Raw genomic sequence first — 16,809 nt, forward strand, 5'->3', positions numbered from 1 at the left:
CAATCTTTGTAAAGTTTCTTGTGGAGATTCCTCGTTCCTCGGAATGACAAGATTGTTGAAACAGTAGAGATAAATTGATAATAATTTGCTATTTACATTACGGAGCTACTTGCTAAGATTTGCTTCGCCTATTCGCTATCGCTCGGGTCCAGTTCCTCGAAATGACAAACTTTGTATATATACTTTTTCCAGAAAAAAAACTAAGCTTAAAAAATTGATAATCAACACAATAAACAGGTATAAATACTTATTATTTTAGATTATAAAATTGATACTTTTGATAAGTAAATTTCTTTTCTAAAAAAGATAAAATCGGTAGCGGCCTACTAAAACTATATTTTAGTAGAGATAAAATTGTTTTTTGCTGATTTAAACTGCTTTCATAAGCATCGTAGTCACTCTAGCAAAAAAAAGGGGACTTTCAAAAGTTAAACAATATTCTAAAAATACTTCACATGGAAACATTAAATAATATTGAGCAAGAAATAGTCGACTTAAAACAAAAAATACAGAAAATTGAGAGTAATAAATCTTGGTATAAAAATTATCCTTTCATTTTGAGCTTAGTTGCTTTCTTATTTACTACTTCGATTTCATTATACACTCTAAAAAAAACGACACTGGAAAAGAAATCTATCAAACACTCATCTACTCTTAGCGATATAAATAAATCAATTGAAGATTTTAAAAATTATGAAAAGGAATATTTTCAACAAATATCAAATATAAACCTTGATCCTAATACTAAAAATCTTTTATCTGGTATTTATTATTCAAAAATTGATCAATTAACTACCAATATTGAACCAAAACTTACTAAAGTAATTATTAATGATATTGATCCAACAATACTTAATGATTGTGCAAGATATTTACAGTTGTTAAGTAAAACTGACAAAGCAATCAAACTAAATGAAATCGCACTACAGAAATGTAGGGATGATTACACTAAAGTTACTGTCTTAAGATGCCTCGGAAATCTATATAGTCAACCTGGTAAAACTCAGAATCGAATTAAAAGTAGAACTAATAGGTCAAAAGCTTTAAAACTAACTAAATCCTATTCTGGAGAATATGCAACTAATAATTCAATGCAATCTTTTATTTTGTGGGCAAATGATGAATATATGAATTTTAATGATCGAGAATTTGCTAATTCATTACTAGATAGTGCTATGACATATGCAAAACGACTTCAAAATTTTAATCCTCAAAAAAACGAAGCAATTAGACAAATTCGAAGTTCATATAACTATTTTAATGATATTTTAAATATAAGCTTCGGAACAGGCAATTGGGAAGTTTTTGACAATAAACAAAAAGTAGGTGAGGCTAGTTTAAATCTCGTAAATAACAATTATTTATTTAATTTAGAATTTATCGAAGGTAATAAATTTCAAAAGCAAATCTCAGGAAGTGGCAATTTCTCATCAGAACGTGTTATTAAAATATTTGGAACTGAAAGTTATCTAGAAGATGTTCAAATATTATCTTATAAAAAAAATAAAAACACAGCTGTTGAAACAGAATTATTAACCAAAGGAATTCCTCAACAAAGAATTATTACTTTGGAACTAAATATAATTAAGAATAAATTTATAAAAATGAGAGTCAGAGAATTAGGAAAAAAACCTAAATTCTATGATTTAAAATTTGTTCAGTCAATATAAATTATTATCCAGCGACATTTGTTTAATCATTTTCACTTAAATTATTTATTTTATGAGATATATTATATTTTTTTTGTTATTAAGTGTATCAGGCTTTTCGCAGGTTTATTATTGTTCTTATTCAGGAGGGGCTTGCGATACAAATATGATTAATCCAACACCTACTGCCGTACAAGTTGTCGAGCAAGTTTGCTACGTATTAGGAATTACTACAATTCCAATTTATCAAAGTGGCGTTTCTGATGCTTGCGCATTTGCAGATTCATTTGGTAACCGTTGCATAACCTACAATGCAAATTTCCTAGGGTATTTACACCAAAACAATGTTTGGGGCCCAATATCTGTTTTAGCACACGAAGTTGGGCACCATTATTCGATGCATTCCTCATGGTATGGTAGCTTTATGCATCCATGGACTCGAGAGTTGCAAGCAGACTACGTTTCTGGATACGTCCTCTACAAACTTGGTTGTCCATCTTTGGATGATGCGCATGCTGCTTTTCGATTATTATTTTCTTATACTGGTACAAATTCACATCCTGACACTCCAAGTAGAATGGACGCCTTAGCGCAAGGCTATATCCGAGCAAGTCAAGGTTTTTAATTCATATCCATTCTTCTCGGAGTTTATTTAAAATCAAAATATACTCTTAAAAATCTCGTCGAAGTCTAACTTGGTACAATTTACTACAATCCATCATAGGTAGCTCGACAGTCTCGCTCATGAACTAAAAGAGTAGTAAATCAAAAACCTCGATTCTAAAAAAATCGAGGTTTTTCCATTTTACATATCTAAAAAAATATTTTTTTTACACTCTCTGACGCTCGTGTATTCCTTCTTTAATTTCTTCTACCATTTTTTTATTAAAAGCAGGCAAATCATTAGGATTTCGGCTCGTTACCAATCCTTGATCCACGACAACTTCTGAGTCTTCCCATTGTGCTCCGGCATTTATTAAATCGTTTTTAACAGAGAAAAACGAAGTTACTTTTCGACCATCTAAAACATCTGCATCAACCAGAATTTGTGGTCCGTGGCAAATAGCGGCTACTGGTTTTTTACTTTCAAAAAAGGAACGTACAAAATTTACCGCAGCTTCTTCTCTTCTTAATAAATCAGGGTTTATAACTCCACCCGGAAGAACCAAAGCATCGTAATCAGCTTCATTTGCCTGATCTAATACTACATCAACATTATATTCGGTGCTCCAATTTCCGTCTTTCCAAGATTTGATTGTTCCTGATTTCAAACTAACGATATCTGCATTCCACCCTTGCTCTTCCAGATACGCTTTAGGAGATGATAATTCTGATTCTTCAAAACCGTTTGTCGCTAAAATGGCTATATTCTTTTTCATAATTTTAAATATTAAAACGTTATTAATTTGATTTAGTTTAAAATTAGTTATTTCAGAAAGCCAGAGAAAACGGAGGATGTTAAACCTTTCTTTAATAAAAGTTAATTAATTGAAATACAGATTTTTATTAAAAATCTAATTGAAATTATATAAAATTCATGTGAATTAGGTTCGCTATTTTATACCAAAAAAATTAAGAGAATGTCATAGCGGGACGAAATATTTGTAGCAAAAAAATCACCTCATTTCAAAGAGTTATTGCAAGGTGAAATCTTATGTACAATATGTCGCTCCGCTGGAGCTTTCGGTACGGCGCTTTTTGTCAATCTATAAATATTTCATTCCTCTGGAATTGTAAAAGATTGCAAACCAATACTGCATCTATGCTTTTGAACAACATTGCACTTTAGCATTTTAGCAGCAAAAAAAATAATTTCTTATATTTGATAATATGCAGGAAATGATATCGATAAAAACTTTTGATGAAGCAGAAGAACTTCAGAATCCGAGACGTATTTTAAAATACGTCCTGATTTTCTGTACCGCCGGCGAAATCACGGTTTCTGTAGATGAAAGTGAATATATCCTTATTCCAAACACGGTTTTAACCATTACTTCTGGGCAGATTCATTGTTTTACCAACAATAAATATGCACAAGGTTATGTTTTAGAATTTACTTATAATTTTTTCTGCAAAGACGACACAGATATGGAATTGATTTTTCATAATGGTTTGTTTTGTCATTTTGCAATGAATGAAATCATCTTGGTAGATAACAGCCAAATCGTTATCGATCAATTAGAAGAAATTGCAAAGGAGTTACTTGAAGAACCGTATCAATATCTTATTTCCATTCACAGCCGAATCGAATTGATTCTCGTTGAAATCAACCGAACCAAAATCAACCGGGGTGACGAAATCTACAAACCCGATGCTTTGTTTCTGCATTTTCTGGAAACCGTTTTGAGAAACTTCGAAAAGAATCTTTCCGTTTCCGAAATCGCCGATTTGATTGGCACAACAGAATCTAAACTCAACGAACTTTCAAAATTGCATTGCGATAAAACAGCCCAAAACATCATTTTCGGTTTAATTATTTCTGAAGCGAAACGTCTTTTTAATTACGAGAAACTTTCGGTAAAAGAAGTCGCGTATGCCTTGGGTTTTAATGATCCTTTTTATTTTTCGAATTTCTTTAAAAAACATACTAATATTTCGCCTAAAGCTTATAAAGAGAATGTTTTATTTTCTCATTAAACGCTCTTTTTTTTAAACACATAGAAACATAGATTTCTTTGTGAATAACAGAATGCAAAAAAGAAACCTGTTTCTCACACATAGCTGTTCGCTATTTGAATTTAAGTTATTGGAACACCTTTTTTAAGTTTCAATCCGAAAGTTATCGGGAATGTTCTATGTGCTAAAACAAAAATTACATGCTTTTTCTAGAATTCTCTATTCTTTAAAATTTGTTCCTCTCCCATCTTTGTATTGTATTATTTAAATCAATTTAAAAGCAATAAAGATGGAAAAGCAAATCACAAGAACAAGCGAAATCAATTGGAAACCACTTATAGAAGAAGGCGTAAACACAAACGGAATTTCTATAAAAGCCTTATGTTTTGATCCAATCGCCAAAAGACCAAAGGCATTTTTATCCAAGTTTGAAGCCGGAGCTTCGTACCCAAATCACATTCATCCCGCAGGTGAAGAAATTTATGTTTTGGAAGGTGAAGTCCGTTCTGGAAAAGACGAATTAAAACAAGGTGATTATTTGTATATGCCGCCGGGAAGTACACATTCTGTATATTCTAAAACAGGCTGTGTTTTATTATTTATTGTTCCTGAAGAAGTTGTGATTTTAAAGTAGGTCTTTTTATTTAATTTCAGTAGAAAGTCCCAGCGGGACGAAATATTTATAGAAATAAATTTATGCACGTTTTCAAAGAGCCCCATCGGGGTGAAATCTTATTATTTATAATATATGTCGCTCCGCTGGAGCTTTTATAAAGATGTGTACAATTAATCTATAAATATGTCATTCCTCCGGAATTTATTTCTTTGCGAATATTGATTTATCTCAAATCCTTCTTAATCACCAAATATTTCAAGTTCGTATTTCCGGCATTGCTGATTCCGTGTTCGGCGTTTGGCGGGCAGTATAAACTCGTATTTGGACCAACAACAACCGTTTTTCCGTCAAGGAAAAAAGAAGCGGAACCTTCTAGAATATAGAAAAATTCTTCTTCAGGATGATGATGTGGCGCGTGTGTCGATTTTCCAGGTTCGACAATGCTCATTTTAAGCGTATTTTCCTGAGTGAAATTTTTGTCGCCAAACCAATATTGATAACCTACTTTGGTTTTCGTGGCTTTGTCTAATTCAAAATGATTGACGCAGTTTTCTATAGTGTATTGTGGTGATGCGGTTTCTTTTTTGGTTTCCTGTGCAAAGGTTATTTGTTGGAAAAATAAAAAAGAAAGTGTGGTTTTTAGGATAGTTAGTGGTTTCATTTTTTTTATTGTAATGTTACGAAAAAAATGAATACAGGAGTTTGTAATGTGGTTTTACTATTATAACTCTACCGCTAAAAGTTCTTTTCCTAAATTATGCAAAGCGGTTTCTATTTTCAAACGCTGTTCTGCTCTAGGCGTTCGATGTCCAGTTGCATAATGCTGTATTTGCTTCTGATTGATTCCTGTAATTCTCTCTAAGGCAGAATTTGTAAAAATACCTTTGTAATAGCTTAACAAACTTGGAATGTCAAATTTGTAGATCAATTCATATTCTCTATCTAGAAAAGATGGTTTATTTGCAGCATCAAGCTCTTTTAAAGTTTCGATACAATCCAATACATCTTGTTTACATTCTTGTACTGTTTCTCCTCCTCCCACGATTGCTTCTTCATTTTCGGCATAACCCCAAAATCCGTCTTCTTTTCTTTCAATTATAATTCTAATTGTTTTCATACTTTTACTTTCACAGAACTAAAGTCCCATTTGTTTTCTCAATTTTTGTTCCAGCCCCTTTCCTAATTCTTAATTTAATATTTTAACCATTGTGCTGAAGTAATTACAGGAAGACCACAGTTTTTTATTTCCAATAACATAAAATCTCTTTTTAGCTCTTGTAAGTGCCACATTTAGCATGTTGGGTTTTGCTGAAGCCCAGTTTCTTGCTCCAGACGATTTTGGATCGCTACCTAAAACAAGAAATACAATATCAGCTTCTTTTCCTTGAAAAGTATGTATCGTTCCACAGGATATCTTAGGTTGTGCTCTAAAAAATTCATTACAATAAGAAGCTATTGACTTGAAAGGTGAAATCACGTAAATATCTCCCTCATAACCTGTACTTTTAAGTTCTATAATCTTTGAATTCAAAAGTTCTATTTCCTCTTTAATAACATGTTTATTGATTAAAGTAGTTGCCACATTTACATCAAACCAACAAGATGCTCCAATTAATTTTTCATTGGAGTTAGTTTTTACAGCTTTAACCATTTGATTACTATAAGCAATTTTATTTGCAATAGAAAACATTGGATCATCGCAACGTCTATGTGTTCTTAATGGGAATCCTGTCCAAATTTTCTCATCTGTATCACCAACATCCATATAGGTTCCAGAAAGTGAAACTCTATCAGCTAATTGTTGTACAGATGTTCTGTATGGTGACCAATCTACCGAAACGGAATGTTCATTTCGTAATTTTACAACTAATTTTTCAGGCATTGTAACAACTGGTTCAACCTGCAAGGGATCACCCACAATCACACACCGTTTAGAACGATGAATCAAGCCTGCAGCAGATTGCGGAGTTGCCTGTCCAGCCTCATCTATAAGTAGCCATCCTATTTGCTGTGGGGTGATATTTGGAAAAAGACGGCTTGCTGATGCCAAAGTCGTAGATACCACTGGCACACAAAGGAAAAAAGTATCCCATAAATTCTGAGCAATTGATTCGTCTACTTTAACCAATCCTGCGGTCATTTCAAAATAAGCATTTAAGTTATTTCTAATATTCTTAGCATTGACTAAAATAGCATCTTTATGCAAATTTAACGCAGTAACAAATATATCACTTCTTAGCTTAGCTATTTTAGGTGAATGATATGGAGTTAAAAGATGAACACTTGATAAATCTTTTTCATAAAACATATTATCAAAAAGATTTTCTGGTTCAATTTCATATTTCTTTGTCAAATTATTTTTAAGCTTTTGATATTCAATAAAAAATGCATCTATTTGGGATATGCTCTTTTTATTTTTATTCTCATTTGATTGAAGGACTAAAGCTTCTTCCTTATTTTTATTTAGCTGACTTTTGAACTCTTCTAATTCAGTATTGATTGAATTAAGGTTATTCATGATCTTTTCTGCTTCAATATTCCACTCTTTAAACCTCTTGGTTTTAAATATTTTTTGCAAGAAGAAAAAAGAAGGCCTGCGTTGGGTTTGCAAATGCAATAGTGCTAGGACTCTATCAGCATCTTTCTTTACTTCATTTTCTTTCTCAGCGACGATTCTTTTTTGTTCAGAAAGCAGTACTAATTTCTTTTCAATTTCTTTTAATTCAGTTTTTAGCAGAATAAGTTTTTTTTCATTTTCAAGAAAGATCGGCAGCTGTTGATGAAATGAACTCGCTATTTTTTTAAATTCCTCAAAATCTTTAAGTAAGGATTTGAATTTTTTATTTTGAAGTTCAAATGATTCATAATGAAGATGTGTTTTGTCGTTTGTTGAGTCTTTGTAAACTTCATATAGTAAATCATGAAACCCAATTAAATCTTCGTCTCTTTCCGGTTTCCAAAATGCTTTTCTAAAAGTATTTCTATTTTTAGAATTCCCCAGAGCAGCAGCTAATACTCCCCAACTTTCATCCTCAATGAGTTTCATAGTACATTGCGAAAAATAATTTGCTTCAGGAAAAACTGAAACTTCGATTTTACTTTTAAGAGGTAATTCTTTACTGATATTTTCAACAGCAGCGTTATTATTGCTAGCCACTACAATGCCAAAATTTCTTCGCAGTAAATGCGTTAGATTATAGGTATGAAATGTAAAAGATTCTTTTTCGATTTTTTTAGATCCCTTTTCAAATAAGTTATCACAACCTAGCTTAGAAATCACTTTTGCTCTTTCTACAATTATTTCAGCAATTACATCTAATAATAGTGTCGTTTTTCCTGTACCAGGAGGTCCATTAACACCTTGTAGCCCATCAGTATTTCGCAAATTAGAAAATATAGTGTTAACCGCTCCAACTTGTGCGGCATAAAGCCCGTATTCTATTTTAGAAGGCCATCTACCCGATGTAATTTGATTTGGATTTAAAGTGTCGAAAAACCTGTTTTTATTTTGGATAAGGTCTTTTCTATCTCCCTCTGATGGTGCTATGGTCAAATATTGCTGAAGAGAAATACTTATTTCTTTTTCTCCAGCAATAGATAGATAATTTAAGTCGTCCAAATAAAAACTATTTAAAAAACTTGAATTAGGTTCACTATCCTTAGGAACTTCTTCTACTAAAAGATAAACTTTGATTTTATCTTTTCGCCATAAACTAAGTTTATCAAGATAATTAATTTCACTATTTAGATGATTCCAATGGATAATATCGCCTCTAAGGTCCACGTCATTATTATTATCAATAGTAATTTCAGGAATATTATATCGCTCCAAAAAATCTATTTTTGCTTTTTCCAAATCCTCCGAAACAGATGCAAGATTTCCTTTGTTTTCAAGGATGTTGATACCAAATGTATAACTTGCAGTAACATAGCTATCCTGTTGAGGACGACCTTCTTCATCTAGTATTAATGCAGAAAGGCAAGTAAAACCTTGTATCGGTTCTTCCCAATCGTTTGCTCCCTCACTTTTAAGTAAAGTATTAAGATGGTCAATAATTATTTTTTTTTCAATTTTTCCAAAAATCAATGTATAGCGCCACTTATAATTCTTCTTAGGCGTCTTTACTAATTGTTGCCAAGGGAGTAATTCTCCATTGCTTATAGGTACAGCATCTTTATTAAAATCAGGAAGATTAAATATTTCTACATCCCTCCAAAATTGAAGTATATCTCGTTTTTTCAATTTTCACTTTTTTTTAGGTTCTATTCTCTATTACTAATTCCTGTATTATGAATAAAAGATTTTAATTGCTATTTATTCTGTGCGGGGAAAAATTTAAAATATAGCTAATATACTACATTTTAAAAAACATTTGACCTCGCATATATGTTCTTGTGTATGAACCGAAAAAAAACTTAAAAAAAACAATATTTAATCTATCAAGAGCTACGTATCAAGATTTCTTTTCGGTGGTATGGTATAAATATATCTTGTTATAATATATCTAAAAATTGATAGTCATAAACTTTGACAAAGTTCTTATGAAAAAAAATACCTTATCGTCTAGCCCTGATCGAAACGGCATCCTTTTGTGTTGGGGTTCAACACAAAAGATACAGTGCAGAGCAGGACAAAACGTTCTTAAAAACGAAAAATGAACTGCTTCAAAAAAAAATAAAAAGTAAAACCTCAACAAAATCAAGCCTTTTCGAACCATCTATAGTACGATAAGAAAATATTATGATAAAAATATTTTGAAATCCAAAAAACCGCCCTACATTTGCCTAACAGTGTTAAACGATTTAATACTCAAATAAAATGGCTAGCAAAGATCGAATTTTAAGACAAAAAGAAGAGACAAGAAATAATATTCTTGGCGCTGCTTATGATATCGTAAAAGAAGAAGGCTGGAATGGTTTGAGTATGCGTAAAATTGCCGACAGAATCGAATATACTGCTCCTATTATTTATGAATATTTCTCGAATAAAGAAGCAATTTTAGAAGAGTTAACCGGCAAAGGTTTTGTCAAACTGACTAAAGAACTGCAAGTTGCAATCGATAAGTTTGAAAAACCCGAAGACCAATTAGAAGCCATGTGGATGACGTATTGGGACTTCGCTTTTACTAATACTGAAATGTATCAGCTGATGTTTGGTGTTCAAATGACGTGCTGTGCACAACGATGTTCGGCTCAGGAGGGACCTTACAAATTATTTACTCAGGTTATTGCTGAAGTAATGAAAGACAGTAATCCGAGTCAGGATATTATAAAACAAAAGTATTTCACTTTCTTTTCTGTTATTCATGGTTTAATCGCCATCAATATCATTAACAAAAGTGACATTTTAGAAACAATTAATGCCCAAATTTTGAAAGATGCCATTGGCGGTATCATCAAATCAATACAGTAATATTTTTTTCAATTTTTACTTAACGGTGTAAAATGATTTAATTGGATAATATAAAATCCTTTTTTTTATAACCTTCACTTAACACTGTTAGAAAATTTAATCGAGGTAATAAAACTCTTTTTTTAGACTTTTACTTAACGCCGTTAAATATTTTAATACCGATTTAGGAAGACAGTTGAAAATGATTAAAGTATGGAAGTTTGTGCTCATTTACTTAACAACGTTAGATAATTTAATTCAATTAAATATGAATCCCGAGAATGCCAGAATACCCAAAAGAAATAATCCGAGAAATGTTCAACCAATTAAAACCACAATGAAAATGAAAAATGTAATTATAACCAGTTTTATTCTGGCATTAGTTTTAAGCAGCTGTGCCGATAAAAATCAGGCTCCTACTGCTCCACCACCACCGGTTTTACCCGTTTTGGCGATCACAAGTGCAAACACAATCACTGACTCTGAATATCCTGCTTCTATCCAAGGAACTGTAGATGTTGAAATTCGTCCGCAGGTTAGCGGTAACCTTGACAGAATTTTTGTTGACGAAGGTGCTTACGTAAGCAAAGGACAAACGTTATTTAAAATCAATGAGCGTCCGTTTCGCGAGCAGTTAAATAATGCTTTAGCAAGTCTTCATGCAGCTGAAGCGGCTTTGATCAACGCCAACTTAGAAGTTGATAAATTGGCGCCGCTAGTACAAAACAAAGTAGTTTCTGATTACCAATTAAAAACGGCTAAAGCTTCACAAAAAATTGCTGCTGCAAATATCGAGCAGGCAAAAGCAATGGTAGGTTCTGCTAAAATTAATTTAGGATATACAAATGTGACAGCTCCAGTGAGTGGTTACATCGGAAGATTGCCTAAAAAACAAGGAAGTTTAGTTTCGGCTTCTGATGTTGAAGCTTTAACAACTTTATCTGATGTACACGAAGTTTTTGCTTATTTCTCTTTAGGCGAGACAGATTTCATTCACTTTAAAGAGCAATACGCTGGAAGTTCATTAGGCGATAAAATCAAAAAATTACCTCCTGTTACTTTAATCTTGGCTGATAACAGCGCGTATGCTAAAACAGGAAAAATCGATATGGTTGACGGTCAGTTTGATAAAACTACTGGTGCTATTACGATTAGAGCGACTTTCCCAAATGCAAACGGAACATTACGTTCTGGAAATACAGGAAGAATCCGTTTAGGATTAAACCACGCAGATGCGATTTTGGTGCCACAGGCTGCAACTATCGAAATGCAGGATAAAGTGTTTGTTTTCACTGTAGGTAAAGACAACAAAGTAACCAAAATGCCCATTACTGTTATCGGTAAAAACGGTACGAATTATTTAATTAAAGACGGCGTAAAATCTGGTGACCAAATCGTGTTAAGCGGTATTGACAAACTTCAGGACGGACAAGCGATTCAGCCTGAAAAATTAACTAAAGTTGCCGAAGTAACTAACAAAAAATAATCAAAAGAAATAATGTTCAAAATATTTATACAAAGACCAGTACTGGCAACCGTAATTTCCATTTTATTGGTTATTCTGGGAGTATTGGGTTTAACTAAACTGCCTTTACAACAGTTTCCTGATATTGCGCCACCATCGGTTTTGGTAACGGCGGTATATCCTGGAGCGAATGCAGAAACGGTTTTACGTTCTGTGGCACCTTCTCTTGAAGAGTCTATAAATGGTGTAGAAAACATGACTTACATGAGTTCTACTGCGAGTAACGATGGTAGTTTGGCGATTACTGTTTTCTTTAAACTAGGAACAGATGCCGATCAAGCTGCAGTAAACGTACAAAACAGGGTTGCTCAAGCAACAAGTCAATTGCCTGCGGAGGTTGTTCAGCAAGGTATTATCACGGCGAAACAACAAAACAGTTTCATCATGGCGATTGGTATGTACACTGAAGATGAAGCGAAATACGATCAGACTTTTGTTGCCAACTATGCACAAATTAATATTATTCCGGAATTAAAACGTATTCCCGGAGTTGGTTCTGCCTCTATTTTTGGTGGTGTAAAAGATTACTCTATGCGTGTTTGGTTGAATCCAACACAAATGTCTACTTACAAAGTAACGCCAAATGAAGTGATGGCAGCCATTCAAGACAAAAGTTTGGAAGCGGCTCCAGGTAAATTTGGTGAAAGAAGTAAAGAAGTTTTTGAATACGTAATTAAATACAAAGGAAAACTTACCAAACCAGAAGATTATCAAAACATTGCAATTCGTTCTAATGCAGATGGTTCTGTTCTTCGCTTAAAAGATGTGGCGAGAGTGGAATTAGGTGCTTACTCTTACAACAGTTTAACTCGTTTAAATGGTAAAAAAGGAATTGTAATTGGGGTTATTCAGTTGGCTGGATCGAACTCCAATGATATTCAGATTGCGATCAATAAAATGATGGAAAAAGCTTCTAAAGATTTTCCAACAGGCATTAAACACAATATATTCTATAGTACAAAAGTATCTTTAGACCAATCAATCGAACAGGTTGAACATACCTTACTGGAAGCTTTTATTTTGGTTTTCATCGTGGTATTTATCTTCTTGCAAGATTTCAGATCAACATTAATTCCGGCTATTGCTGTACCTGTAGCAATTTTAGGAACGTTCTTCTTCATGCAGTTATTCGGATTCTCGATCAACCTTCTAACGCTTTTCGCATTAATTCTGGCGATTGGTATTGTGGTAGATGACGCGATTGTAGTCGTCGAGGCCGTGCATGCGAAAATGGAGCACAAACGTTTGTCTCCAAAAATCGCCACGCATGAAGCAATGCACGAAATAACGGGTGCTATTATCTCGATTACGCTGGTAATGGCTGCTGTTTTCCTGCCGGTTGGTTTTATGGAAGGCTCAACGGGAGTTTTCTATCGTCAGTTTGCCTTTACGATGGCAATTGCAATTGTAATTTCGGCTGTTAATGCTTTGACTTTGAGTCCAGCGCTTGCTGCTTTGTTCTTAAAAGACAATCATTCAGCTCACGATCATAGTGCGCCTTATGAGAAAAAAGGATTTAAAGAAAAATTCTTTACGGCTTTCAACAGCAGTTTTGAATCGTTGACCAATCGCTATGTTGGCGGATTGAAATTCTTAATCAGAAAAAAATGGTTCAGTTTAGGTGGATTGGCTTTAATTACTTTAGCAACTGTTTTATTAGTAAAAACAACTCCTGCAGGATTTATTCCGACAGAAGACCAAGGATTTATTGCTATTGCTGTTAACACACCATCGGGAACTTCGCTTGACGGAACTCAAAAAGTAATGACTGAGGCTGAAAATACTTTAAGAGGTTTAGATGCTTCAAGATTCGTAACAGCGATTTCTGGTTTCAACTTATTGACGAATTCTACGAGTCCATCTTCTGCGGTTGTTTTCGTATTGCTTAAACCAAATGAAGAACGTGGTGATATCAAAAATATCGACGAAATCATGAATCAGGTTCGTGGTAAACTAGGCGCTATTTCTGGCGGAAGTTTCTTCGTATTCAGTTTCCCAACTGTTCCTGGATTTAGTAACGTTGAGGCTTTGGATTTGGTTCTTCAGGATAAAACGGGAGGAAAACTGGATAAATTCAGTGGTATTTCTCAAAATTTCATTGGCGAATTAATGAAACGTCCAGAAATTGCAGTTGCCTTCACGAGTTTCAAAGCTGATTATCCGCAATTACAATTGGATATCAACGACGAAAAAGCGAATCAATTAGGTGTTAATGTAAAAGACATTTTACAAACCATGCAGGCTTATTTTGGTAGTGCACAGGCATCAGACTTTAACCGATTTGGTAAATATTACCGTGTGGTTGTTCAGGCTGATATTGCCGACAGAGCCGATCCAACAGCAATTGACCGTGTATTCGTAAAAAATAAAACAGGCGAAATGGTGCCGATAAATACTTTAGTAAAACTAACTCGTATTTATGGTTCTGAAACCGCTTCTAGATATAATTTGTTTAACTCAATTTCTATTAATGCGATTCCGAAACCTGGATTTAGTTCTGGAGATGCCATTAAAGCGATTGAAGAAGTAGCAAAACAACAATTGCCTGCAGGTTACGGGTTTGAATTCTCGGGCCAAACGCGTGAAGAGATTTCTTCTGGAGGGCAGTCGGCTACAATTTTCTTACTGTGTTTGATATTCATTTATTTCCTACTTGCTGCACAGTATGAGAGTTATATCCTTCCTCTAGCGGTTATCTTATCGATTCCTGCAGGTATTTTTGGAGTATTCGTTGCCATTGGTTTAACTGGAATCGAAAACAACATTTATGTACAAGTTGCCCTAGTCATGCTGATTGGACTTCTCGCCAAAAATGCCATTTTGATTGTGGAGTTTGCGGTTCAGAAACGAAAATCAGGTATGGCGTTAGTAAGAGCTTCTATAGATGCTGCCAAATTACGTTTAAGACCAATTATCATGACGTCTCTTGCTTTTATTGTTGGTTTAGTGCCAATGATGAGTGCCAAAGGGCCATCAGCTCAGGGTAACCACTCTATTAGTATTGGAGCTGCGGGCGGAATGATTTCGGGAGTAATTTTAGGATTATTTATTATTCCGGTTTTATTCATCGTCTTCCAATATTTACAAGAAAAGGTTTCTGGAAAACCAGTTGCCGTAATTCATAACGAAGAAAAATAAAATATGGAAAATTATATAACAACAATCTTGGTGACCGTAATTATCGGCATCGGATATATATCGTACAGAATCTCAAAAGATCTTGAAACCAAAAAAGATATTTGTACAGAGATCTAAAAAATAAAATTAAACACATAGAAACATAGATTTTCTAACTCATAAAAAAGAGTGTAGAAGAAACTAGTTTCCACACATAGCTAAACTATGTGCATTTAAATTAGTGAAACGCCTCTTTTAAAGTTTACAAAAACTATGTCTCTATGTGTTTAAAAAAATACACCCAAAGCCAAAGGGTACAGAAATCTAATAAAAAGACAATGAAAAATTATATAACCAAAATCGTGACCTTCGCCATTCTGATCACGACTTTAATATCCTGTAAAGTCTCAAAGGATATTGAAACTCCAAAAGATGCATTTCCTGAGAATTTCAGGAATGCATCGGTTTCGAGTGATACAACTAGTATTGCCGATATTGAGTGGAAAAATTTCTTTACAGAAAAAGATATTGTTCAGCTAATCGACAGCGCAGTTGCGAGAAATAACGATCTGCTGATTGCTCAAAAGAACATCGAAATTGCGCAGTACAGATTCACACAATCTAAATGGGGAAATGTTCCTCAAGTGAACTTATTTGTAAATGCAAGTACAAGCAATCCATCTGACAATAGTTTTACCGGAATGAACTTGAATCAGGCTTTAGGTGCTAAACATATTGATGATTATTCTGCTGGAGCTTCACTTTCTTGGGAGGCTGATATTTGGGGAAAGATCAGAAACCAAAAGAAAGGAGCTTACGCAGGATATCTTCAGTCTGAAGAAGTAAAAAAAGCATTGCAGACCAATATTGTTGCTAATGTTTCTAGAGGATATTACAATCTTTTGATGCTGGACGCGCAGTTGAAAATCGCACAGCAAAACCTAAGATTAAATGACAGCACAACGAATATTATTAAATTAAAATACGATGCTGGTCAGGTAACTACTTTAGCGATTCAGCAGTCTGAAGCACAGAAATTAAACTCAGAGCAATTGATTCCGTTATTGGAACAAAACATTGCTATTCAGGAAAATGCTTTAAGTGTTTTGACAGGTTCATTCCCAAATTCAAAACAAAGAACTATTCTTTTAAATTCAATTGAAATTAAAAGCAATCCAGCCGTTGGGATTCCTTCATCACTAGTAAGCAGAAGACCAGACGTAAAAAGTGCTGAATTAGCGCTTAAAGCAGCAAACGCCAATGTCGGTATCACAAAAGCGGATTTATACCCGGCTCTTAGAATTACGGCTCAAGGCGGTTTAAACTCTTTCGAAACGAGCAGCTGGTTCAATATTCCAGCTTCTCTTTTCGGGACTGTTGCAGGTGGCTTAACACAACCAATCTTAAACAACAAAAGAGTAAGAACACAATATAATATCGCTGTTGCGGAAAGAGAAAAAGCGGTTTTAGCTTTTAGACAACAAGTTTTAGTTGCTGTAAGCGAAGTTTCAGATGCTTTGGTTAAAGTGGAGAAACTCCAACAGCAGGAAACTTTCTTAAAAGAAAAAGTAAAAACATTACAACTGGCTATTAAAAACTCTAACTTGTTATTCAAAAATGGTTTAGCAGAATATTTGGAAGTTTTAACGGCACAAGCAAATCTTTTACAAAGCGAATTAGAACTTGCCGATTTAAAAAGACAACAACTTACAGCTAATACCGATTTGTATCGCGCTCTAGGCGGAGGCTGGAAATAATACCCGTTACCCGTTAATTATTTATTTTTTGAGATGAAAACGCTGCGAGACTTCGGTTTCATGGCGTTTTTTGTTTTATTTAACCGCAAAGAGCGCAAGGGATTACGCAAGGCACGCTAAGTTTTTCTAAATTTCTC

Annotated in this window: 12 protein-coding genes; 8 read left to right on the forward strand and 4 right to left on the reverse strand. The window is 33.9% G+C overall.

Annotated elements, in window-relative coordinates:
- Positions 1-455 precede the first annotated feature (455 nt).
- Together ACFSC2_RS18310 and ACFSC2_RS18315 are read left to right on the forward strand one after the other, a co-directional pair.
- On the forward strand, positions 456-1,670 hold the full coding sequence (locus ACFSC2_RS18310; RefSeq protein ID WP_379815789.1) for a hypothetical protein: 1,215 nt from the start codon (positions 456-458) through the stop codon (positions 1,668-1,670).
- Between the two features lie 52 nt (positions 1,671-1,722).
- Entirely contained in the window at positions 1,723-2,274 is a 552-nt protein-coding gene (locus ACFSC2_RS18315; protein ID WP_379815790.1) for a M48 family metalloprotease, read from the forward strand.
- A gap of 205 nt (positions 2,275-2,479) precedes the next feature.
- On the opposite strand, the gene ACFSC2_RS18320 is transcribed toward ACFSC2_RS18315, so the two are convergent.
- A complete protein-coding gene (locus tag ACFSC2_RS18320; protein WP_379815791.1) occupies positions 2,480-3,028 on the reverse strand; it encodes a type 1 glutamine amidotransferase domain-containing protein in 549 nt (182 codons plus the stop codon).
- Positions 3,029-3,488: 460 nt separating this feature from the next.
- Between ACFSC2_RS18320 and ACFSC2_RS18325 the strand changes: the two genes are divergently transcribed.
- Complete coding sequence (locus ACFSC2_RS18325; RefSeq protein ID WP_379815792.1) at positions 3,489-4,286, forward strand: helix-turn-helix domain-containing protein; 798 nt, start codon at positions 3,489-3,491, stop codon at positions 4,284-4,286.
- A 268-nt stretch (positions 4,287-4,554) separates the two neighbouring features.
- A complete protein-coding gene (locus ACFSC2_RS18330) occupies positions 4,555-4,899 on the forward strand; it encodes a cupin domain-containing protein (RefSeq protein WP_379815793.1) in 345 nt (114 codons plus the stop codon).
- Between the two features lie 205 nt (positions 4,900-5,104).
- Here the strand turns inward: ACFSC2_RS18330 and ACFSC2_RS18335 are convergent, their stop codons facing one another.
- From ACFSC2_RS18335 to ACFSC2_RS18345, 3 genes are all read right to left on the reverse strand, one after another.
- On the reverse strand, positions 5,105-5,542 hold the full coding sequence (locus ACFSC2_RS18335) for a cupin domain-containing protein (protein WP_379815794.1): 438 nt from the start codon (positions 5,540-5,542) through the stop codon (positions 5,105-5,107).
- 60 nt (positions 5,543-5,602) lie between these two features.
- Positions 5,603-5,998, reverse strand: a complete 396-nt coding sequence (locus ACFSC2_RS18340) for a type II toxin-antitoxin system HicB family antitoxin (protein ID WP_379815795.1) — start codon at positions 5,996-5,998, stop codon at positions 5,603-5,605.
- A gap of 69 nt (positions 5,999-6,067) precedes the next feature.
- Positions 6,068-9,124 carry an AAA domain-containing protein gene (locus ACFSC2_RS18345; protein WP_379815796.1) on the reverse strand — a complete coding sequence of 1,019 codons (3,057 nt, stop codon included), beginning with the start codon at positions 9,122-9,124 and terminating at the stop codon, positions 6,068-6,070.
- A gap of 576 nt (positions 9,125-9,700) precedes the next feature.
- Here ACFSC2_RS18345 and ACFSC2_RS18350 point away from each other — a divergent pair.
- The 4 genes from ACFSC2_RS18350 (at position 9,701) to ACFSC2_RS18365 (ending at position 16,672) form a co-directional block, all read left to right on the forward strand.
- Positions 9,701-10,294 (forward strand): TetR/AcrR family transcriptional regulator, encoded by a 594-nt coding sequence (locus tag ACFSC2_RS18350; protein ID WP_278021119.1) that lies wholly within the window; start codon positions 9,701-9,703, stop codon positions 10,292-10,294.
- Between the two features lie 247 nt (positions 10,295-10,541).
- A complete protein-coding gene (locus tag ACFSC2_RS18355) occupies positions 10,542-11,759 on the forward strand; it encodes an efflux RND transporter periplasmic adaptor subunit (RefSeq protein ID WP_379815797.1) in 1,218 nt (405 codons plus the stop codon).
- Positions 11,760-11,771: 12 nt separating this feature from the next.
- A complete protein-coding gene (locus ACFSC2_RS18360; RefSeq protein ID WP_379815799.1) occupies positions 11,772-14,936 on the forward strand; it encodes an efflux RND transporter permease subunit in 3,165 nt (1,054 codons plus the stop codon).
- A 317-nt stretch (positions 14,937-15,253) separates the two neighbouring features.
- The gene (locus ACFSC2_RS18365) at positions 15,254-16,672 is read left to right on the forward strand and encodes a TolC family protein (RefSeq protein WP_379815800.1); all 1,419 of its coding nucleotides are present in this window, start codon (positions 15,254-15,256) and stop codon (positions 16,670-16,672) included.
- Positions 16,673-16,809: the final 137 nt, after the last annotated feature.

This window comes from Flavobacterium artemisiae (genome assembly GCF_042678225.1).
In the GTDB taxonomy this organism is placed as follows: domain Bacteria; phylum Bacteroidota; class Bacteroidia; order Flavobacteriales; family Flavobacteriaceae; genus Flavobacterium; species Flavobacterium artemisiae.